The organism is Lysobacter sp. GX 14042 (assembly GCF_021390425.1).
GTDB lineage: Bacteria > Pseudomonadota > Gammaproteobacteria > Xanthomonadales > Xanthomonadaceae > Novilysobacter.
The window spans coordinates 17886-35761 of the sequence record NZ_JAJUWY010000012.1; the positions used below are offsets into that span (position 1 = coordinate 17886).

Annotated in this window: 20 protein-coding genes; 12 read left to right on the plus strand and 8 right to left on the minus strand. The window is 71.7% G+C overall.

The genetic code is table 11. The features are described from left to right. Nucleotides 1-6 precede the first annotated feature (6 nt). Nucleotides 7-213: a twin transmembrane helix small protein gene (locus tag LY625_RS12530; protein ID WP_233740646.1), complete on the minus strand. Its 207-nt coding sequence runs from the start codon at nt 211-213 to the stop codon at nt 7-9. Between the two features lie 57 nt (nt 214-270). On the opposite strand from LY625_RS12530, the gene LY625_RS12535 reads away from it, so the two are divergent. Genes LY625_RS12535 through LY625_RS12550 form a run of 4 tightly spaced genes read left to right on the plus strand, consistent with a single transcriptional unit; the run spans nt 271 to nt 3729 of the window. Then, nucleotides 271-1023: an SURF1 family protein gene (locus LY625_RS12535; protein ID WP_233740647.1), complete on the plus strand. Its 753-nt coding sequence runs from the start codon at nt 271-273 to the stop codon at nt 1021-1023. Further along, complete coding sequence (locus LY625_RS12540; RefSeq protein ID WP_233740648.1) at nt 1020-1625, plus strand: hypothetical protein; 606 nt, start codon at nt 1020-1022, stop codon at nt 1623-1625. Before LY625_RS12535 ends, LY625_RS12540 begins: the two co-directional genes overlap by 4 nt. Further along, the gene (locus LY625_RS12545) at nt 1625-2803 is read left to right on the plus strand and encodes a COX15/CtaA family protein (RefSeq protein WP_233740649.1); all 1179 of its coding nucleotides are present in this window, start codon (nt 1625-1627) and stop codon (nt 2801-2803) included. Before LY625_RS12540 ends, LY625_RS12545 begins: the two co-directional genes overlap by 1 nt. Next, nucleotides 2800-3729, plus strand: a complete 930-nt coding sequence (locus LY625_RS12550) for a heme o synthase (protein ID WP_233740650.1) — start codon at nt 2800-2802, stop codon at nt 3727-3729. Before LY625_RS12545 ends, LY625_RS12550 begins: the two co-directional genes overlap by 4 nt. Here LY625_RS12550 and dnaG read toward each other — a convergent pair whose 3' ends face one another. The 4 genes from dnaG to rpsU form a co-directional block, all read right to left on the minus strand. After that, a complete protein-coding gene (gene dnaG / locus LY625_RS12555; protein ID WP_233740651.1) occupies nt 3730-5460 on the minus strand; it encodes a DNA primase in 1731 nt (576 codons plus the stop codon). 56 nt (nt 5461-5516) lie between these two features. Further along, the gene (locus LY625_RS12560; RefSeq protein WP_233740652.1) at nt 5517-6464 is read right to left on the minus strand and encodes a YihY/virulence factor BrkB family protein; all 948 of its coding nucleotides are present in this window, start codon (nt 6462-6464) and stop codon (nt 5517-5519) included. 59 nt (nt 6465-6523) lie between these two features. Further along, nucleotides 6524-6970, minus strand: a complete 447-nt coding sequence (locus LY625_RS12565) for a GatB/YqeY domain-containing protein (protein ID WP_233740653.1) — start codon at nt 6968-6970, stop codon at nt 6524-6526. A gap of 120 nt (nt 6971-7090) precedes the next feature. Then, nucleotides 7091-7306 carry a 30S ribosomal protein S21 gene (rpsU, locus tag LY625_RS12570; protein WP_027069919.1) on the minus strand — a complete coding sequence of 72 codons (216 nt, stop codon included), beginning with the start codon at nt 7304-7306 and terminating at the stop codon, nt 7091-7093. Between the two features lie 288 nt (nt 7307-7594). On the opposite strand from rpsU, the gene tsaD reads away from it, so the two are divergent. From tsaD to LY625_RS12595, 5 genes are all read left to right on the plus strand, one after another. Next, entirely contained in the window at nt 7595-8617 is a 1023-nt protein-coding gene (gene tsaD / locus LY625_RS12575; protein WP_233740654.1) for a tRNA (adenosine(37)-N6)-threonylcarbamoyltransferase complex transferase subunit TsaD, read from the plus strand. A gap of 86 nt (nt 8618-8703) precedes the next feature. Beyond that, nucleotides 8704-9066, plus strand: a complete 363-nt coding sequence (folB, locus tag LY625_RS12580; protein WP_233740655.1) for a dihydroneopterin aldolase — start codon at nt 8704-8706, stop codon at nt 9064-9066. Next, nucleotides 9066-10388, plus strand: coding sequence for a mechanosensitive ion channel domain-containing protein (locus tag LY625_RS12585; RefSeq protein ID WP_233740656.1), 1323 nt, complete (start codon nt 9066-9068; stop codon nt 10386-10388). Before folB ends, LY625_RS12585 begins: the two co-directional genes overlap by 1 nt. Further along, nucleotides 10385-10882, plus strand: coding sequence for a 2-amino-4-hydroxy-6-hydroxymethyldihydropteridine diphosphokinase (gene folK, locus LY625_RS12590; protein ID WP_233740657.1), 498 nt, complete (start codon nt 10385-10387; stop codon nt 10880-10882). The genes LY625_RS12585 and folK overlap by 4 nt, the downstream gene beginning before the upstream one ends. A gap of 52 nt (nt 10883-10934) precedes the next feature. Continuing rightward, nucleotides 10935-11102, plus strand: coding sequence for a DUF3149 domain-containing protein (locus LY625_RS12595; protein WP_233740658.1), 168 nt, complete (start codon nt 10935-10937; stop codon nt 11100-11102). A gap of 42 nt (nt 11103-11144) precedes the next feature. On the opposite strand, the gene LY625_RS12600 is transcribed toward LY625_RS12595, so the two are convergent. Continuing rightward, nucleotides 11145-11894, minus strand: coding sequence for a pteridine reductase (locus LY625_RS12600; RefSeq protein WP_233740659.1), 750 nt, complete (start codon nt 11892-11894; stop codon nt 11145-11147). A gap of 64 nt (nt 11895-11958) precedes the next feature. On the opposite strand from LY625_RS12600, the gene LY625_RS12605 reads away from it, so the two are divergent. Both LY625_RS12605 and LY625_RS12610 read left to right on the plus strand, forming a co-directional pair. Next, nucleotides 11959-13173 carry an SAM-dependent methyltransferase gene (locus LY625_RS12605; protein ID WP_233740660.1) on the plus strand — a complete coding sequence of 405 codons (1215 nt, stop codon included), beginning with the start codon at nt 11959-11961 and terminating at the stop codon, nt 13171-13173. Between the two features lie 6 nt (nt 13174-13179). Then, nucleotides 13180-13611 (plus strand): VanZ family protein, encoded by a 432-nt coding sequence (locus LY625_RS12610; RefSeq protein WP_233740677.1) that lies wholly within the window; start codon nt 13180-13182, stop codon nt 13609-13611. A gap of 9 nt (nt 13612-13620) precedes the next feature. Here LY625_RS12610 and LY625_RS12615 read toward each other — a convergent pair whose 3' ends face one another. Together LY625_RS12615 and LY625_RS12620 are read right to left on the minus strand one after the other, a co-directional pair. Further along, nucleotides 13621-14847 (minus strand): multifunctional CCA addition/repair protein, encoded by a 1227-nt coding sequence (locus tag LY625_RS12615; protein ID WP_233740661.1) that lies wholly within the window; start codon nt 14845-14847, stop codon nt 13621-13623. A 34-nt stretch (nt 14848-14881) separates the two neighbouring features. Further along, complete coding sequence (locus tag LY625_RS12620) at nt 14882-16924, minus strand: lytic transglycosylase domain-containing protein (protein ID WP_233740662.1); 2043 nt, start codon at nt 16922-16924, stop codon at nt 14882-14884. Nucleotides 16925-16992: 68 nt separating this feature from the next. Between LY625_RS12620 and LY625_RS12625 the strand changes: the two genes are divergently transcribed. Further along, on the plus strand, nt 16993-17796 hold the full coding sequence (locus LY625_RS12625) for a sulfite exporter TauE/SafE family protein (protein WP_233740663.1): 804 nt from the start codon (nt 16993-16995) through the stop codon (nt 17794-17796). Nucleotides 17797-17876 lie beyond the last annotated feature (80 nt).

The window sequence follows — 17876 nt, forward strand, 5'->3', positions numbered from 1 at the left end:
GGCCGGTCAGCCGCCCACGCCGTGGAATTCCAGCCAGCCCATCGAGGCGGCGATGACCACGCCCAGGATGAGGGCGATCGAGATGGCGATGCGCCGGGTGAGGGCATTGACCGTACGCTTGCTGCCGCCCTTGTCGACCAGCATGTAGTACAGGCCGGCGCCAAGGTTCCAGAGAATCACCAGCAGGACGGCGACGATCAACAGGGTCTTCATCAGGTTTCTCCAGCTCTCCGGTGGCCGGGACGGCATGTCCGGCGGGATCGGGCGATTATGGCAAGCCACGGTGCCGTCGTGAGCCGGAAATCGGGACTCGCCGCCGGATGGGTGCTGGCGCTGCTGGTCGCCGCGGGTTTTGCCAGGCTGGGCCTGTGGCAGTCCGAGCGCGCGGTGGAGAAGCAGGCGCTGCTCGAGGCCGCCGATCACGTGCTCACCTCGCGCCAGGCACGGCCGCTCGCGATGGCCGACGCGCCGGACCGCCGGCAGGAGCTGGACTGGGTCGCGGGCCAGGGGCGTTTCGTCGAGGCCCCGGCGGTGCTGTTGGACAACCAGATGCGCGAGGGTCGGCCCGGCGTGCGGGCCTATCGCCTGCTCGACACCGGCCAGGCGTCGTGGCTGCTGGTGGAACTGGGATGGCTCCCGCTGCCACCCGACCGCCGCCTGCCGGCGGTTGCGCGCCCGGGCGGCGAGGTCGACGTCGCCGGCCTGTTGGCGCCACCCCGCTCGGCCGGACTGCGGCTGGGCGAACCACTGGGTTCGCGCGGGGACACGCTGCTGATGGTCCGGATGGACCTGCAGGCAGTGCAGGACGCGGTCGGCCATCCGGTCGCATCGCGGGTACTGCGGCTGGATCCGGCCCTGCCGCTTGGCTTTGAGCGGGACCTGGACCTGCTGCCCAACACGCTGCCCCCCGAAAAGCACCGTGGGTACGCGCTGCAGTGGTTCGGGCTGGCCGCCGCCGTGCTCGTCACGGCCCTGCTGCTGACGGTGCGCGCGCTTCGCCGCACCCGGAGAACCGAGCCATGAACCCGACTCCGCCACCGGTGGACGAGCGTAGCCGCAACCGCAACCGCAACCGCAACCGGATCGCCCTGCTGGCGGTGATCGCGGTGTTCGTCCTGCCGATCCTCATCGCGATGTGGATTGCCCGGGCCGACCGGATTCCCGGTGCGACCGGGGTGCATGGACACATGTACGACCCTGCCCGTGACCTGCGCGGACTCGACATCGAGCTCGCCGATGGCGCCGGCTATCCGTGGCGGCCGCAGGAGCGGACCTGGCGCATCGTCGTGGTCGCGCCCGCCAGCTGTGGCGCGGAGTGCACCGCGCTGGTCGCCGACCTGGACAAGGTCTGGCGCCTGTTCGGCCGCAACGCCGAGCGCGTCGACGTGCTCTGGGCCTGCGAGCAGGAGGGCTGCATGCCGCCCGCTGGCGCGCAGCTGCCGGGCACCTTCACCCGGATCCGCGCCAGCGCTGGACTGCGTGCGGCACTGCCAGGCGTCGACGACCCCGCCGGCACCCCGGTCTACGTCCTCGATCCCAACGGGTTCCTGGTCCTGCGCTACGCTCCCGGCTTCGATCCGGCCGGCCTGCGGGCGGATCTGGGCAAGCTGGTCAGGCTGGTGTGATGAGCGATTTCCGAACCCAACGCGCCCCCGCCGGTCCCCGCACGGCTTCCCGGCCCTGGCGGCACTTCCATCGCCTGGCCTGGCTGGCGGTGGCGCTGGCCCTGGGCGTGATCGTCTTCGGCGCCTTCGTGCGCCTGTCCGATGCCGGCCTGAGCTGCCCGGACTGGCCCACCTGCTACGGCAGGGCCGCCTGGCCGACCGCGGTCGAGCAGGGCGACGGCCACGCCGCGACCTCGATCCGCCCGGTCGAGGTGCACAAGGCCTGGCGGGAACAGGCCCACCGGATGGTCGCCGGGCTGCTGGGCGCGCTGACGCTGGCGCTGGCGCTGCTGGCCGCGCGCCGCCGGCCGCGCGGCATCGCCCAGGTGGTCGCCGCCTCGGCGCTGGTCGCACTGGCAATTCCGCTGTACATGCGCGGGCTGCACGTGGCCGCCTCGGCGCTGGCGATCGCCGGCGAACTCATCCTGCTGGCCGCGGCGGTGCGCTGGGGCAACCGCGACCTGTCGCGGGTGGGTGCGCTGACCCTGGCGATGATCATCCTCCAGGCGCTGCTGGGAATGTGGACGGTCACCTGGCTGCTCAAGCCGGTGGTGGTGATGGGCCATCTGCTGGGCGGCCTGACGACCTTCTCGCTGCTGCTGTGGATGGCCTGGCGGGCGACCAACCTGCCGATCCGCCTCGCACAGGCCGCGCAGCTCCAACGTTGGGTGATCCTGGGCGTGGTGCTGCTGGGCGTGCAGATCGCCCTGGGCGGCTGGACCAGCGCCAACTATGCCGCGCTGTCGTGCGGCACCGACTTCCCGACCTGCGTCGGGCGCTGGTGGCCGCCGACCGATTTCCGCGAGGGCTTCGTGCTGTGGCGCGGGATCGGGGTCGATTACGAGGGCGGGATCCTCGACGGCCAGGCCCGCATCGCGATCCAGATGGCGCACCGCATCGGCGCGGTGCTGGTCGCGTCCTACCTGCTGTGGCTGGCGCTGCGGATGCTGCGCACGCCGGGCATCCGTGGCTGGGCCAGCACCCTGGGCGTGCTGGTGCTGGTGCAGCTCGGACTGGGGATCGCCAACGTGAAGCTGGCGTTGCCGCTGGGCAATGCCGTGGCCCATGTCGCCGGCGCGGTGCTGCTGCTCGCGGTGCTGGTGTCCCTGCTCGCGCGGCTGCGCGCTCCGGAGGCATGATGGCGACCACCGTGGGGGGTACCGTGTTCCGCCAGTACTGGGACCTGACCAAGCCGAGGGTAGTGGCGCTGATCGTGTTCACCGCCGCCATCGGCATGTTCCTGGCGGTGCCCGGCCTGCCGCCGCTGAAGGAATCGGTGATGGGCTTCCTCGGCATCTGGCTGGCGGCGTCGTCGGCAGCGGCGATCAACCAGCTGCTTGACGCCCGGATCGACGCCAGGATGGCGCGTACCGCCTGGCGCCCGATCGTTTCCGGCCGGGTCAGCGCGCGCCAGGCGCTGGTCTTCGCGCTGGGCCTGGCGGCGCTGTCGATGCTGGTGCTGCTGGTGTTCACCAACGTGCTGGCCGCGGCGCTCACCTTCGCCTCGCTGATCGGTTACGCGGTCATCTACACCGTGTTCCTCAAGCGCGCCACGCCGCAGAACATCGTCATCGGTGGCATCGCCGGGGCCGCACCGCCGGCGCTGGGCTGGGCGGCGGTCACCGGGACCCTGGACCCGCATGCGCTGCTGCTGGTGCTGATCATCTTCGTCTGGACCCCGCCGCACTTCTGGGCGCTGGCGATTTTCCGCCGCGAGGACTACGCCCGGGCGATGGTGCCCATGCTGCCGGTGACCCACGGGGTCGAGTACACCCGCTGGCAGATCCTGTTCTATACCGTGTTGCTGCTGGTGGTCAGCGTGCTGCCGTGGGTGACCGGCATGAGCGGGCTGTTCTACCTGGGCGGGGCCCTGGTGCTGGGCCTGGTGTTCCTGTGGCATGCCTGGCGCCTGATGGACCCGCCCGACGAGTTCTACGCGATGAGGGTGTTCAACTACTCCATCGTCTACCTGATGGCGCTGTTCGCCTTCCTGCTGCTCGACCACTGGATGCTGCCGCTGCTGCATCCGGCACCGCTGGCGGTGATGGAGTTCGTGCCGGGCTGATCAGCGCTGCAGGCGCCCCTGCAGTTCGCGCAGTTCCTCCTTCTGCGCCGCGTCCAGCGCGGACATGCCGCCGGCGCGGATCGCCGCCTGCAGCTCGTCCACCCGCTGCTGGCTGGTCATGTGGTCTAGCCGCGCGATCGCATCGAGGAACTCGGTGCGCCAGCTTGCCGGCTCGCCAGGCAGGTCGATGGTCGCCAGCGACTGTAGCGAGGCGTGGATTTCCTGGCCGGCGAAATGCTCGATCAGCGCGCCGGTGCGGATGTCCGGGCGCTCGTAGACCAGGCCCAGCAGGTCCACCAGCAGGTCGATTCCCGGCTGGTGCAGGCTTGCGAAGCGGAACGGCGGCTCCAGTTCCAGGGCGAGCGAGGGTTGCTGGAGCAGCAGCACGATCACGCTGCGGACCAGGCTGCGCCGGGGGGCCGGCGTGCCGCGGGCGGGTGCCTGCCGGGGCGTCGGCCGCGGCTGGGCCGGCCCGGCCGAGTCCAGCCCGGTCAGGCCATCCAGCCGCTGCCGCATCAGGTCGGCGAAAGCGCCGTCGGGGATCTGCGCCAGCAGCGGGCGGGCGCGCCCGGCCAGCCGTCCGCGGCCTTCCAGCGTCCCCAGGTCGACCTCGGCCGACAGGGTGTCGAACAGGAAGTCCGACAGCGGCGTGGCGCTGCGCAGGCGCTCGTTGAAGCCGGCCGCGCCCTCGCTGCGCACGATGCTGTCGGGGTCCTCGCCCTCGGGCAGGAACAGGAACAGCGCCTGGCGGCCGTCGCGCATGCGCGGCAGTACCGATTCCAGTGCCTTCCAGGCCGCCGAGCGCCCCGCGCGGTCGCCGTCGAAGCAGAAGTACACATCGGGCGCGTTGCGGAACAGCAACTCGGCGTGTTCGCCGGTGGTCGCCGTGCCCAGGGTCGCCACCGCGGTGTCGACGCCGTGCTGGAACAGCATCACCACGTCCATGTAGCCCTCGACCACCACCAGCCGCGGGATCGTGGAGTGTGCCTGGCGTACCTGCCACAGGCCGTAGAGCTCACGGCCCTTGTGGAACAGTTCGGTCTCCGGCGAGTTCAGGTACTTGGGTGCGGCGTCCTTCTCCAGCACCCGGCCGCCGAAGGCGATCGGTCGGCCGCGGCGGTCGTGGATCGGGAACAGCAGCCGGTCGCGGAACTTGTCGTACACCCGCCCGGATTCGCTGCGCGAGAGCAGGCCGGCGCGCTCGAGCAGCTTCATCCGCCGCTCGTCGCTGCCCAGGGTGGTGCGCAGTGCATCGAAGCTGTCGGGGGCATAGCCGACCCCGAAACGTTCGCAGGTCGCCGGCTCGAGGCCGCGCTGGCGCAGGTAGTCGCGGGCCTTGCCGCTGCCGGGCAGCTGGCGCTGGAAGAACTCCGCCGCGGCGGCAAGGGTGTCGTACAGCGCCTGGCCATCGGGATTGGAATGCCGCTGCCCGGCCTCGCGCGGGATCTCCATGCCGGCCCGCCGGGCGAGTTCCTCGATGGCGTCGAGGAACTCAAGCCGGTCGTAGTTCATCAGGAAGCTGATGGCGGTGCCGTGCGCCCCGCAGCCGAAGCAGTGGTAGAACTGCTTGGTCGGCGAGACCGTGAAGCTGGGCGAGCGCTCGTCATGGAACGGACAGCGCGCCGAGTACTCCCGGCCCTGCTTCTTCAATTGCACCCGGCTGCCGATCAGCTCGACGATGTCGGTGCGCGCGAGCAGGTCGTCGATGAAGGCGTCGGGAATGCGGGCCATGTAGTGCGGGGCGCCGGAGCGGGCCGGCTAGCATGCCATGCGCGCGGCGCCCGGGTTCAGCTGCCCGGTGGTGGCGGGCCGGCGGGCGCGGCCCCGGCAGGCTCCGGGGCCCCGGAATGCCGTTCCGCCCGGGCGTCGGCGTGCTCCTCGAGCAGTGCGGTGATCAGCGCCCCGACCAGGAAGATCACCGCGCAGTAGTACAGCCACACCAGCATCACCATCAGCCCGCCGGCCGGGCCGTACGCGCTGCCCAGGCTGGCCTGACCCAGGTACAGGCCGATCAGCCAGCGGCCGAGCATGAACATGGCGGCGGTGAGCGCCCCGCCCAGGAACGCACGCTTCCGGCTGACCGGGCAGTCCGGCAGCAACCGGTACATCGCTGCGAACACCAGCGTGTAGAGCAGGAAGGAGAATCCGGCCACCACCACCGGCAACAGGTCGGGCAGCCAGTGCGTCAGCAGCGACAGCGCCGCCTGCACCGCCATCGAGACCACCAGCAGGAAGCCGATCCCCAGCACGATCCCCAGCGACAGCAGGCGCTTGCGCAGCCATGCCCACAGGCCGCCGAGCTGCTGGGCGCTGGAGTGGAACACCCGGTTGAGCGCGGTCTGCAACTGGGCGAACACGATCGAGGCGCTGAACAGCAGCGCGCCGGTACCGATGATCGCGGCAAAGGACCCCACGCCCGGCTGGCTCTGGGCGTTGTCGACGATCAGCCGGGTGGTGGCTTCCACCTCCGGGCCGACCAGCAGTCCGACCTGGCGGAAGAACTCCTCCTGCGCGGCCGGGTACAGCGCGGTGGTGACCCACAGCACCAGCACCACCAGCGGCGCCAGCGACAGGGTGGTGTAGAAGGACAGCGCGGCGGCCAGGGCCAGCACGTCGTGCTCGATGAAGCGGCCCACCAGCTGCCCGGCCCAGCTGTGCTGGAACCGGCCGGCGAGTGCCTTCAGCCCGGCGGGCGGGGGTGGGGACTGGGTGTCGGGGCCTGGCTCGCGGGTCATGCGTCTCTCGTGTCCGTCGGGCGCACGATCCACCATGGCGGGTTAGCGCGGTGTATCCGTCAGGACGCCAGCCGCAGCTTCACCAGCTTCGACACCAGGCCCATGTCGGCCTTTCCGGCCAGCTTCGGCTTGAGCACGCCCATCAGCTTGCCCATGTCCGCCGGACCGGCGGCGCCGGTGGCGGCGATGGCCGCGTCGATCTCGGCGCCGATGGCCGCCTCGTCCAGCTTGGCCGGCAGGTAGCGCTCGATCACGGTGATCTCGTCACGCTCGACCTGCGCCAGGTCCTCGCGCTTGGCGGCCTCGTACTGGGTGACCGAGTCGCGGCGCTGCTTGACCATCTTGTCGAGCACCGCCAGCACCTGGGTGTCGTCCAGTTCGATGCGCTCGTCCACCTCGCGCTGCTTGATCGCCGCGTTGACCAGGCGGATCACGCCCAGGCCCTGCTTGTCGCCGGCCTTCATCGCGGCCTTCATGTCGGCGGTCAGTTGTTCCTTGAGGGACATGGCAGTGCTCCTGGGCGGGAAAGGTGGCCGGACAACACAAAAAGCCGGCAGCGCTGGTGCGCGGCCGGCTTGATGCAAAAGCCTGCGCGACCGGCCGGGCCGGTCAGCGCGAAGACGTGCTCAGTACAGGCGCTGGCGCTTGGTCACGTCGCGCGAGGTGCGACGGGCCTGGCGCTTCACCGCGGCAGCGGCCTTGCGCTTGCGCTCCTGGGTCGGCTTCTCGTAGTACTCGCGCTTGCGGGTCTCGGCGAGGACGCCGGCCTTCTCGCAGGTGCGCTTGAAGCGACGGAGGGCAAACTCGAAAGGCTCGTTTTCGCGGACTTTGACGCTGGGCATACGGAATCTCGGTTCGGGTTGGTGGCCCGGTCCACGGGCGAGCCGCGCATTATAGCCACCGGCATCCGTAGGGCGCAATAGCCGCCTGGGCGGCGCATTGCGCCGTATCTCCCGCGATGCGCCTGCCTCGATCCCCGCGTGGGTGCAACCGCCACCTGCGGCGGCGTGCGACCATTCGTGTTCGTCCACGCAGCCGTGGAAGATCGGTGTGTCGTGGTTTGCCATCCGGCGCAATACGCCGCCGGGGCGGCTATTGCGCCCTGCGGGGCCGGACCCAATGTTGTTCCCATGAAAGTCCTTGGCATCGAGACCTCCTGCGACGAGACCGGCGTGGCGGTGTATGACACCGGCGCGGGCCTGCTGGCGCATGCGCTGTACAGCCAGGTCGCGATGCACGCCGAGTACGGGGGGGTGGTGCCGGAGCTGGCGAGCCGGGACCACGTGCGCAAGCTGTTGCCGCTGGTGCGCGGGGTGCTGGCGGAGGCGGGCCTGGAGGTGTCGGACCTGGACGGGGTGGCGTACACCGCCGGGCCGGGGCTGGTGGGGGCATTGCTGGTCGGGGCGGGGACGGCGCGAGCGCTGGCCTGGGCGCTGGACGTGCCGGCAGTGGCGGTGCACCACATGGAAGGGCACCTGCTGGCCCCGCTGCTGGAGGACGATCCGGCCGGGCGGCCGGAGCCGCCGTTCGTCGCGCTGCTGGTCTCCGGCGGGCACACCCAGCTGGTGCACGTGGAGGGCATCGGGCGTTACCGGCTGCTGGGCGAGACCCTGGACGACGCCGCCGGCGAGGCCTTCGACAAGACCGCGAAACTCATGGGCCTGCCGTACCCGGGCGGGCCGCGACTGGCGGCGCTGGCGCCACAGGGGCGCGAGGGGGCCTATCTTTTCCCGCGGCCGATGACCAACCGTCCGGGGCTGGATTTCAGCTTCAGCGGCCTGAAGACCCAGGTGCTGACCGCCTGGCAGGACAGCGACCGCGGCGACCAGGCGCGCGCCGACATCGCCCGCGGGTTCGAGGAGGCGGTGGTCGACACCCTGGCGATCAAGTGCGCACGCGCACTGGACGAGGCCGGCTGCGACACCCTGGTGGTCGCCGGCGGCGTCGGTGCCAACGCGCGCCTGCGCGCACGGCTGGCGGAGATGGCGGCGCAACGCGGAGGGCGCGTGGCGTTCCCGCGCCCGGCGTTCTGCACCGACAACGGGGCGATGATCGCCTTCGCCGGGGCCCTGCGGCTGCAGGCCGGGCAGCACGAGGACGCGGCGGTGCGGGTGACTCCGCGCTGGGACATGGAAGCCCTCCCGGCCGTATAGCAGCGGCTTCAGCCGCGACCGGCGGTGCAGCAGGTAGCCTTGTCGGGTCGCGGCGGAAGCCGCTCCTACGTGGTCGGGCAACAGGCATGGACAAGGTTTTCATCGAGGGCCTCGAGGTCGAGGCGCTGATCGGCATCTACGACTGGGAGCGGCGGATCCGCCAGCCGCTGGTGTTCGACATCGAGATGGCGTTCGACAACACGGTGCCGGCGGCCAGCGACGACATCGCCGACACCCTGGACTACAAGGCGGTCAGCAAGCGCATCGCCGGCTTCGTCGGGGAGTCCGGCTTCGGGCTGGTGGAGACGCTGGCCGAGCGGGTCGCGGCGATCCTGCTGGAGGAGTTCGCGGTCCGCCACGTGCGGCTGAAGCTGAGCAAGCCCGGCGCGGTGCGCGGGGCGCGCAACGTCGGGGTGATCATCGAGCGCGGCCCCGCTACCCTGTCGTGATGGATTACATCAACGGTTTCTGGGCGCCGCTGTCGGGCTACCCGTTCGCCGCCACGCTGCTCCCGCTTGCCGCCCTGCTGCTGGTGGCGTGGCTGGCCAACTTCATCATCCGCCGCGTGCTGCTGCGCATCGCCGAGCGCATGGTCACCGCCACCGCCTTCGAGTGGGACGACGCGCTGCTGTCGCGCGGGGTGCTGTCGCGGCTGGTGCACGCGGTCCCGGCGCTGATCATCGCCGCCGGCATCGTCACCATCCCCGGGCTGCACCCGGCGGTCGCCGCGGTGGTGCACAACGTGGCGATGGCCTATGTCGCGCTGACCATCGCGCTGTCGATCAGCAACCTGCTCGATGCGGTCAACGACCTGTACGTGGCGCGCAGCCCGAAGGCCAACGAGCGGCCGATCAAGGGCTACCTGCAGGTGGTGAAGATCATCATCTTCGTGCTTGCCGCGGTGCTGATGATCTCCGCGCTGATCTCGCGCTCGCCGGCGCTGCTGCTGTCGGGCTTCGGTGCGATGAGCGCGGTGCTGATGCTGGTGTTCAAGGACTCGATCCTGTCGCTGGTGGCCAGCGTGCAGCTGGGCAGCAACGACATGCTGCGGGTCGGCGACTGGATCGAGATGCCCTCGCAGAACGCCGACGGCGACGTCATCGACATGGCGCTGAACACGGTCAAGGTCCAGAACTGGGACAAGACCATCACCACCGTGCCGACCTACAAGCTGATCAGCGAGAGCTTCAAGAACTGGCGCGGGATGCAGGAGTCCGGTGGCCGCCGGATCAAGCGCGCGCTGCTGGTCGACCAGTCCTCGGTGCGCTTCCTGGCCCCCCACGAGCGCGACCGGCTGCGCCGCATCGCCCTGATCGATCCGTACCTCGACGCCAAGCGCCGGGAACTAGAGGAGTGGAACCACGACCTGATCGAGGCCGGCAAGGACCCGGTCAACACCCGCCGGGTGACCAACATCGGTACCTTCCGCGCCTACGTCGAGCAGTACCTGCGCGCCCACCCGGGCATCAACCAGGGCATGACGCTGATGGTCCGCCAGCTGGCCCCGGGGCCCACCGGGCTGCCGCTGGAGCTGTACTGCTTCACCGCCAGCGTGGCCTGGGCCGACTACGAGAACACCCAGTCGGACATCTTCGACCACCTGATCGCGATGCTGCCCGAGTTCGGCCTGCGCCTGTACCAGGCGCCCGGTGGCGCCGACCTAGCGGGTGCCTTCGCGGCCGGCGGCGGCCCCGGCCCGGGCATCGACCTGGATCCCGACGCCGGCACGGCCACGCTCCCGGCGCCGCGGCAGGGGGCTGGCCGCCGGTGAGCCGCGCCTGGCTCAGCCTGGGCAGCAACATCGAGCCGGAGCGCCACCTGCGCGCCGCTGCGCGGGCGCTGCGCGGGCGCTTCGCCGACGTGGTCCTGTCGCCCGCCTACCGCACCGCGGCGGTGGGCTTCGACGGCCCGGCATTCCTCAACGCCGCGGCCGGCATCGACAGCGACCTGGGACCGGTGGAGCTCAACGACTGGCTGCATGCGCTGGAGGCACGCCTCGGACGCGACCGCAGCGGCCCGCGCTGGTCCAGCCGCACCGCCGACATCGACATCATCCTGTACGACCGGCGGGTGCTCGACGGGCCGGGGAACCTCAGGCTGCCGCGCCCGGAACTGGACCAGGCCTTCGTGCTCGCGCCGCTGGCGGACATCGCGCCCGACGTGCCGGTCCCGGGCACCGGCGCCACCGTTGGCGGGCTGTGGCGGCGACACCCGGGGCACGGACAGCTGAAGCCCGTGCCGGGATTTGACTGGACGCAAGAATAGCCGCGCGCCCACGGGCACATTGGAGCCATCCGATGACCCATGAGGTGACGCGATGCATCCGGTCCTGACCGAACTGTTGACCCGCCCCGTCGGCTGGCTTTCGCTCGGCGGCGTGCTGTTCATGGTGGGCATGTCGATCTGGCTCACCCTGTATGCCCGGCGCCGGATGGCGCAGGACGAGAAGGCCGAGCGGGAGAGGGGCGGGCCGGAGCCGTATTGACCGGGGCGCGGGATCGCGGCTGAAGCCCGCCCGCGGGCGGGGTCAGCCGGGCAGGCGCCGCCCGCCGTCCAGGTACAGGACCTGGCCGGTGCTGTAGGTGGCTTCGCGCAGCAGCCAGTGGACCGCCGAGGCGATCTCCTCCGGGGTGCCGGTGCGGTCCATCGGGGTGCGCTCGAGCATGTCCCTGCGGGCCTCGTCCTCGCCGCCCTCCTCGGGCCACAGGATCGCTCCCGGCGACACGGCATTGACCCGCACCTGCGGGGCCAGCTCCAGCGCCAGCGAGCGGGTCATCGCCAGCAGCGCCGCCTTGGCCATGCAGTAGACCGTGTGGCCGGCCAGCGGGCGCTCGGCATACAGGTCGACCATGTTCACGATCGCACCCCGGCTTTGCCGCAGATGGGGGGCCGCCGCCTGGGCCAGGAAGAACGGCGCGCGGGCATTGCTGGCCAGCAGGGTGTCCCATTGCGCCGGCGTGGTGTCGCCCACCGGGGTGGGGAAGAACGCGGAGGCGTTGTTCACCAGCGCATCCAGCCGGCCGAAGCGGTCCACGGTCCCGGCGACCAGCCCGGGCAGCCGGTCGGACTGCGCCAGGTCCGCCTGCAGCACCAGGATGCTGCCGGGCCGCGCCTGCTCCAGCTCACGGGCCAGTGCATCGGCCTGCGCGCGTGAGTTGCGGCAATGGATCGCGACCTGGAAACCCTCGGCATGCAGGCGGCGGACGGTCGCCGCGCCGAGGCGGCGCGCGCTGCCGGTGACCAGGGCGACCGGGGCGCCGGTGGGGGAGGTGGGCATGGGTGTTGATGCAGGGGTCAAGGGCGAATGGCTATCCTGCGTGACCGTTCACCAGGATGCCAACGTGACCGCCAGTCCACTCCCGGATCCCGCGCCCGAAGCGCTCGCCCACAGCGCCCGGCTGCAGGAGCTGCTCCGCGCGCAGATCGACGAGGCCGGTGGCGCCATTTCCTTCGCGCGCTTCATGGAACTGGCGCTGTACGCGCCGGGGCTGGGCTACTACAGCGCCGGGGCGAGCAAGTTCGGAGCGGAGGGCGACTTCATCACCGCGCCCGAGCTCGGCCCGGTGTTCGCCGCCTGCGTGGCCGAGGCGATCGCACCGGTGCTGCAGCAGATCGGCCCGCACGCCCGCCTGCTGGAACTCGGCGGCGGCACCGGCGCGTTCGCCGAGGTCGCGCTCAAGCGCCTGCTGGAACTGGACGCGCTGCCGGACCGCTACTGCATCCTCGAACCCAGTGCGCAGCTGCGCGAGCGCCAGCGCGAGCGGCTGCAGCAGCGGCTGGTGCCGCCGGTGTTCGATCTGGTCGAATGGCTGGACCGCCCGTTCGATGACGACTGGGACGGGGTGGTGTTCGCCAACGAGGTGATCGATGCGCTGCCGATCTCGCGCTTCGCGATCGAGGGCGGCGATGCCGCCAGCGACGGCCAGCAGCCGGGCGAGGTGCTGGAAGAGCACGTCGCGGTCGAGGACGGCCGGCTGGTACGGGTGCTGCGTCCGGCCGATACCTTCCTCGCCAACGCGGTGCGCTTCATCGAGAAGCGCCTGGAGCGTCCGCTTCCCGATGGCTACCGCAGCGAGGTGCTGCCGCAGCTGCCGTACTGGATCCAGGCGGTCGCCGGCGGGCTGCAGCGCGGCGCGATGCTGTTCGTCGACTACGGCTACCCACGCCAGGAGTTCTATCTGCCCGGGCGCGACGACGGCACCCTGCGCGCCTACTACCGCCACCACGTCCATGACGATCCGCTGGTGTGGCCCGGCCTGCAGGACATCACCGCTTCGGTGGACTTCACCGCCCTGGCCGAAGCCGGCGTGGCCGCCGGCTTCGACTTCGCCGGCTACTGCAGCCAGGCCAGCTTCCTGATGGGCAACGGCATGGCCCACGTGCTCTCGCGCATCGAGAAGATCAAGGACGAAGCCGAGCGCCAGCGTCGCAGCAACGAGGTCAAGCGCCTGACCCTGCCCAGCGAGATGGGCGAGCGTTTCCAGGTCATGGGTTTCCAGAAGGACGTCGAGTTCGGGATCGCCTTCCTGGCCGGCGACCTGAGCCACCGGTTGTAGGCCGTGATGCTGAGGAATTTCCACCGGCCCTGGCTGTGGGTCGCAGGCTGGCTGGCGTTGCTGGCGCTGGTTGCCGCCGGCTCGCTGATGCCGGCCAGCGACCTGCCGCAGGTGCAGCTGCCCGGGGTCGACAAGATCCAGCACGCCGCGGCCCATGCCGTGCTCGCCTCCTACGCGATGATGCTGTTCGCCACGCGCCGGGCGCAGGGCTGGGCGGTGGTCGGCCTGCTCGCCTACGGCGTGGGCATCGAGGCCGCCCAGGCCACGCTCACCGCCGACCGCATGGCCGAGTGGACCGACGTGCTGGCCAATGCGGCCGGCACCGCTGTGGGCGTGGCGCTCACCCGCCGCCGCCCCGCGCTGCTGATGCAGCGGATCGATCGCTGGCTGGCCGGCGCCGCAGGGCGCGGGGAACGGCCGCCGTCCTGTCCGGAGTGAACCGACCGCTCAGGGCTTCTTGCCGGTCGCCCCGGCGACGGCACGGATCCTCGCCTGGCGCAGCGCCTGGCCGATCGCCGGGCCTTCCAGTCCCGGTGGCAGGTTGGAGGCCCTGACCGAGCGCGCCGCCGCCAGCGCCGCCAGCAGCGCCTCACGGGACGGATAGGGCGTGTCCTCCAGGCCGGCCCGGCCGCGCTTGTCGGCCTCGCAGGCGATGGCCAGCAGTTCGATCCGTTCGGGCCGGCGGAAGCCGTCGCAGCGCTCCAGCAGCTTCACCACGGTACTGGCCCGCAACTCGTCGAAGCGATGCACGTTGAGGTGCTCGCGGCAGACCATCTCGGCCAGCCGGCAGTGCTCGACAGGCAGCCGCAGGCGCGCGCACAGGGCGCGCAGCGGGGCCACGCCAGCCTGCTCGTGGCCCAGGTGTTTCGGCAGCACGTGCGCCGGGGTCAGCGCCTTGCCCAGGTCGTGCACCAGCGCGGCGAAACCGACCAGGTCGTTGCCGGGCGCCAGCCGCGCGGCCATGTCGCAGACCAGCTCGACGTGCACGCCGGTGTCGACCTCGGGGTGGTACTCCGCGCGCTGCGGCACGCCGTACAGCGCGTCGACCTCCGGCAGCACCGCCGCCAGTGCGCCACAGGCCCGCAGGGTCTGCAGGAACGCCGAAGGCCGCGGCGCGGCGACCGCCTTGCGCAGCTCCTGCCAGACCCGCTCGGGCACCAGCTCCGCCAACTCGCCCGAGTCGACCATCCCGCGCATCAGCGCCAGGGTCTCGTCGGCAACGGTGAAGCCCAGAGGTGCCAGCCGGGCCATGAAGCGCGCCGCGCGCAGTACCCGCAGCGGGTCCTCGGTGAAGGCCGGGCCGACGTGCCGCAGCACCCGGGCTTCGAGGTCGGCCACGCCGCGGTAGGGGTCGACCAGCGTGCCGTCCGGATGCTGCGCAATGGCGTTGACGGTGAAATCGCGCCGGCCCAGGTCCTCCTCCAGGGTCACCGAGGGCGCGGCATCGACCACGAAGCCGCGGTGGCCGCGTCCGGACTTGCGCTCGGTACGGGCCAGCGCGTGCTCCTCGCCGGTGTCCGGATGCAGGAAGACCGGGAAGTCGCGCCCCACCGGCCTGAAGCCGGCCGCCTGCATGGAGGCCTGGGTTTCGCCCACCACCACCCAGTCGCGGTCGCCGGCCGGCAGTCCGAGCAGGCGGTCGCGGACCGCGCCGCCGACGAGATAGGTCTTCATGCCCGGGATGATGGCATCGCCGGTAGCGCCAGGCTCAGTTGGCCGGGCACGCGAAGGCCTTGCGCGGTCCGCCGGTACGTCCCTCCATCCGGTCCGTCAGCCGCAGTGCATCGCCGTCCAGCCGCCAGTCGTAGATCACGCTGAAGGCCAGCACCCGGGCGACGTAGTCGCGGGTTTCCTTGTAGCTGATGGTCTCGATCCAGAAGTCGGCGTCCATGCCCGGGCGCTGCGAGCGCCAGCGCGCCAGCGGAGTCGGCCCGGCGTTGTAGCCGGCAATGGCGAAATAAGGCTTGCCGGCGTTTTCGTCGAGCATCTGCCGCAGGTAGGCCGAGCCGAGGGCGATGTTGGTCTCCGGGTCGTACAGGCTCTCGCCGCCGGCCCAGGTACGGCCGATCCGGCGGGCAACGCCGGCGCCGGTGACGGGCAGCACCTGCATCAGCCCGCGGGCATCGGCCGGCGAGCGGGCCGCGGGATTGAAGATGCTTTCGGCGCGGATCTCCGCCGCCACCCAGGCCGGGTCGATGCGGTTGCGCGCGGCCTCGCGGCGGATCGCCTCGTCATGGTGCAGCGGGAAGCGCAGGGTGTAGAGGCGGTTCTCGCCCTCTCCGCGCAGCGAGAACACCGCGCGGTCGAACCAGCCGTTGGCCTGGGCGATGGCGACCGCGTAGCGGCGGCCGGCATCGCTGAAACGCGACAGCGCATCGTTCCACTCCAGCACCGCCCAGCGGTGGCGGCCGATGCGGTACAGGCCGATCGCGCGCTGCAGCACCGGGTCGGCGGCAACCGTGCGCTGCGTGGCTTCGTCGGCCTCGATACCGCGCGGGCACAGGGCATAAGGCTGGTCGAGCCGGTCGGCGGCGAGGAAGCCATGGAACTCGGGCTGGCGCGCGGCGGCACGGTATTTTTCCTGCGCGGTGGCGGGGTCGCCGGTGAGTTCGGCCAGCCGCGCCTCGAAATACTGGTAGCGCGAATCGTTGCGCTGCTCCGGCCCCATCGCCCGGATCGCCGCCAGCGCGGCCGGCCAGTCCGAGCGCGACAGCGCCTCGCGAACCCGCCACTCGTGCAGTTGCGCGTTGTAGCTGGCGGCGGGAACGCGGGCCAGGCGATCGGCACCGCCAGGCAGGTAGGAAGCGACCGTCCACAGCGCGACCTGGAACAGCACCCGGCCCCGGTCGGCCTCGTCGAACTCCAGCGCCTGGGCGTATTGCGGCAGCATCGCCTCGGCACGGCCGGGGTCCTCTTTGCCCAGCCGCGCCAGCCCATGGGAGGCGATGAGCCGGCTGCGCCCGGTCTTCGGCCACTGCAGGGCACGTGCATGCGGGGCGGCGATGAAGTCGGCGTAGTCCCCGGCCAGGCTGCGCTCGGCTGCGCCGAAGCCACGGGCGATCGAGCGCATCACGCCCGGCTCCCACTTCTCGGCGGCCATCTCCAGGCGCTGCCAGCGCAGCGCGTCCGGGAGCCCGCCACGCGCCGACAGGGCGTCGAACACCGCATCGCAGGCATCGGGCAACGAGCGCCCGCTGCTGATCCAGATCGATTGCGCCTCCTGCGTCCAGTCCGTGTCCACCTGTTCGAGCCGCTGGCGTGCATCCAGCCAGGCGCAGCGCAGCGACATGTCGGTGACGGCGGGGTCCCAGGCGCGCAGCAGCGCGGCGTGGTCGTTGCGGCGGGCCACCGAGGCCAGCCAGGCGCGGCGCATCTCGGCGCCGACCGCTTCGTCCGCGTGCTGGCCGATGAAATCCAGCACGCGCCGCTCGTCGGCGCGGTCCAGGTTGCGGGCCAGGCCGGCGTGGACCACCCAGCGGTAAAGCGGGTGGTGGGCCAGGCTGGCCGGGACCGCATCCAGGCGGCCGCTGCCGGCCTCGGCGATCGCGCGCTCGATCCGCGGCAGGACCGGATCCTGCGTCGCTTCGATCCGCGGCTCCGGGGGGGCGGTGGCAGGCGCGGGGGCCAGCTGCGGGGCTGGCGCGGGCGCGGTTTCCGCCGCCACCGGGCCGGGCGCGGGCTGGGCACAGGCGGTGCCGGTGGCGGCCACGGCAAGCGCGGCCAGTACGATGTGCAGGGGTCGGGGCAGCATGGCCCGGACTATATCGGCGCGGCGATGAATATCGCAGCCCGGATCCTTCACTCGACGATGGCGTGGCAATGGTCCTGTCCTGGTTGCTGTTTCCCCTGCTCGGCGTGGTTGCCGGGGTGCTTGCCGGCCTGCTCGGGGTCGGCGGTGGACTGGTGCTGGTCGCGGCGCTGGCCTGGCTGCTGCCCGTGCTGGGCATCCCGCAGGAGGCGGCAATGCATGCGGCCCTGGCCAGCTCGCTGGCCAGCATCGTGCTGACCGCGGCGGCATCCGCGCGCGCGCATTCCGCGCGCGGCAGCGTGCTGTGGCCAACCGTGGCGTGGATGGTGCCGGGCCTGCTGCTGGGCGGCTGGCTGGGCAGCGGCCTGGCGGTGCGGATCGACGAGGCGCTGCTGCGCTGGCTGGTGGCCGGCTACTGCCTGCTGGCGGCGGCGCAGATGCAGTTCGGCAGGTCGCGCCCGGCTGCCGCGGGCGCGCAGCTCATGGCGCCGCGTGGGGGGACGATGCTGGCCGCCGGCGGCGTGATCGGCGCGCTGTCGTCAGTGGTCGGCATCGGCGGCGGCAGCATGACCGTGCCCCTGCTGGTGTCGCGCGGGGTGGCGCCGGTAAAAGCGGTCGGCACCTCGTCGGCCTGTGGCGTCGCGATCGGCCTGGCCAGTGCGGCCGGCTACGCGCTGCACGCCCCGGCGGGCGCGCTGCCGGAGCACGCGGTGGGCTACGTGTACCTGCCGGCAGCGATCGGCATCGCCCTGGCCTCGGTGCTGGCCGCGCCTTGGGGCACCCGGCTGGCGCACCGGCTGGCCGGGCCGCAGCTGCGGCAGGTGTTCGCGCTGTTCCTGGTGCTGGTTGGGCTGAGCCTGCTGTTGGCGGCATAGCCCGGCCACCGGCCGGTGTTGTGGTGGTCCGCCGGATGGATTACAAACGAGCCAGCCGCAAACAGGGGTGCGGCGTTCCA

Excerpts from the sequence above, each read along its gene's own strand:
- LY625_RS12530 (WP_233740646.1), bottom strand. The coding sequence starts at position 213 with ATGAAGACCCTGTTGATCGTCGCCGTCCTGCTGGTGATTCTCTGGAAC.
- LY625_RS12535 (WP_233740647.1), top strand. The coding sequence starts at position 271 with ATGGCAAGCCACGGTGCCGTCGTGAGCCGGAAATCGGGACTCGCCGCC.
- LY625_RS12540 (WP_233740648.1), top strand. The coding sequence starts at position 1,020 with ATGAACCCGACTCCGCCACCGGTGGACGAGCGTAGCCGCAACCGCAAC.
- LY625_RS12545 (WP_233740649.1), top strand. The coding sequence starts at position 1,625 with ATGAGCGATTTCCGAACCCAACGCGCCCCCGCCGGTCCCCGCACGGCT.
- LY625_RS12550 (WP_233740650.1), top strand. The coding sequence starts at position 2,800 with ATGATGGCGACCACCGTGGGGGGTACCGTGTTCCGCCAGTACTGGGAC.
- dnaG (WP_233740651.1), bottom strand. The coding sequence starts at position 5,460 with ATGGCCCGCATTCCCGACGCCTTCATCGACGACCTGCTCGCGCGCACC.
- LY625_RS12560 (WP_233740652.1), bottom strand. The coding sequence starts at position 6,464 with ATGACCCGCGAGCCAGGCCCCGACACCCAGTCCCCACCCCCGCCCGCC.
- LY625_RS12565 (WP_233740653.1), bottom strand. The coding sequence starts at position 6,970 with ATGTCCCTCAAGGAACAACTGACCGCCGACATGAAGGCCGCGATGAAG.
- rpsU (WP_027069919.1), bottom strand. The coding sequence starts at position 7,306 with ATGCCCAGCGTCAAAGTCCGCGAAAACGAGCCTTTCGAGTTTGCCCTC.
- tsaD (WP_233740654.1), top strand. The coding sequence starts at position 7,595 with ATGAAAGTCCTTGGCATCGAGACCTCCTGCGACGAGACCGGCGTGGCG.
- folB (WP_233740655.1), top strand. The coding sequence starts at position 8,704 with ATGGACAAGGTTTTCATCGAGGGCCTCGAGGTCGAGGCGCTGATCGGC.
- LY625_RS12585 (WP_233740656.1), top strand. The coding sequence starts at position 9,066 with ATGGATTACATCAACGGTTTCTGGGCGCCGCTGTCGGGCTACCCGTTC.
- LY625_RS12595 (WP_233740658.1), top strand. The coding sequence starts at position 10,935 with ATGCATCCGGTCCTGACCGAACTGTTGACCCGCCCCGTCGGCTGGCTT.
- LY625_RS12600 (WP_233740659.1), bottom strand. The coding sequence starts at position 11,894 with ATGCCCACCTCCCCCACCGGCGCCCCGGTCGCCCTGGTCACCGGCAGC.
- LY625_RS12610 (WP_233740677.1), top strand. The coding sequence starts at position 13,180 with ATGCTGAGGAATTTCCACCGGCCCTGGCTGTGGGTCGCAGGCTGGCTG.
- LY625_RS12615 (WP_233740661.1), bottom strand. The coding sequence starts at position 14,847 with ATGAAGACCTATCTCGTCGGCGGCGCGGTCCGCGACCGCCTGCTCGGA.
- LY625_RS12620 (WP_233740662.1), bottom strand. The coding sequence starts at position 16,924 with ATGCTGCCCCGACCCCTGCACATCGTACTGGCCGCGCTTGCCGTGGCC.
- LY625_RS12625 (WP_233740663.1), top strand. The coding sequence starts at position 16,993 with ATGGTCCTGTCCTGGTTGCTGTTTCCCCTGCTCGGCGTGGTTGCCGGG.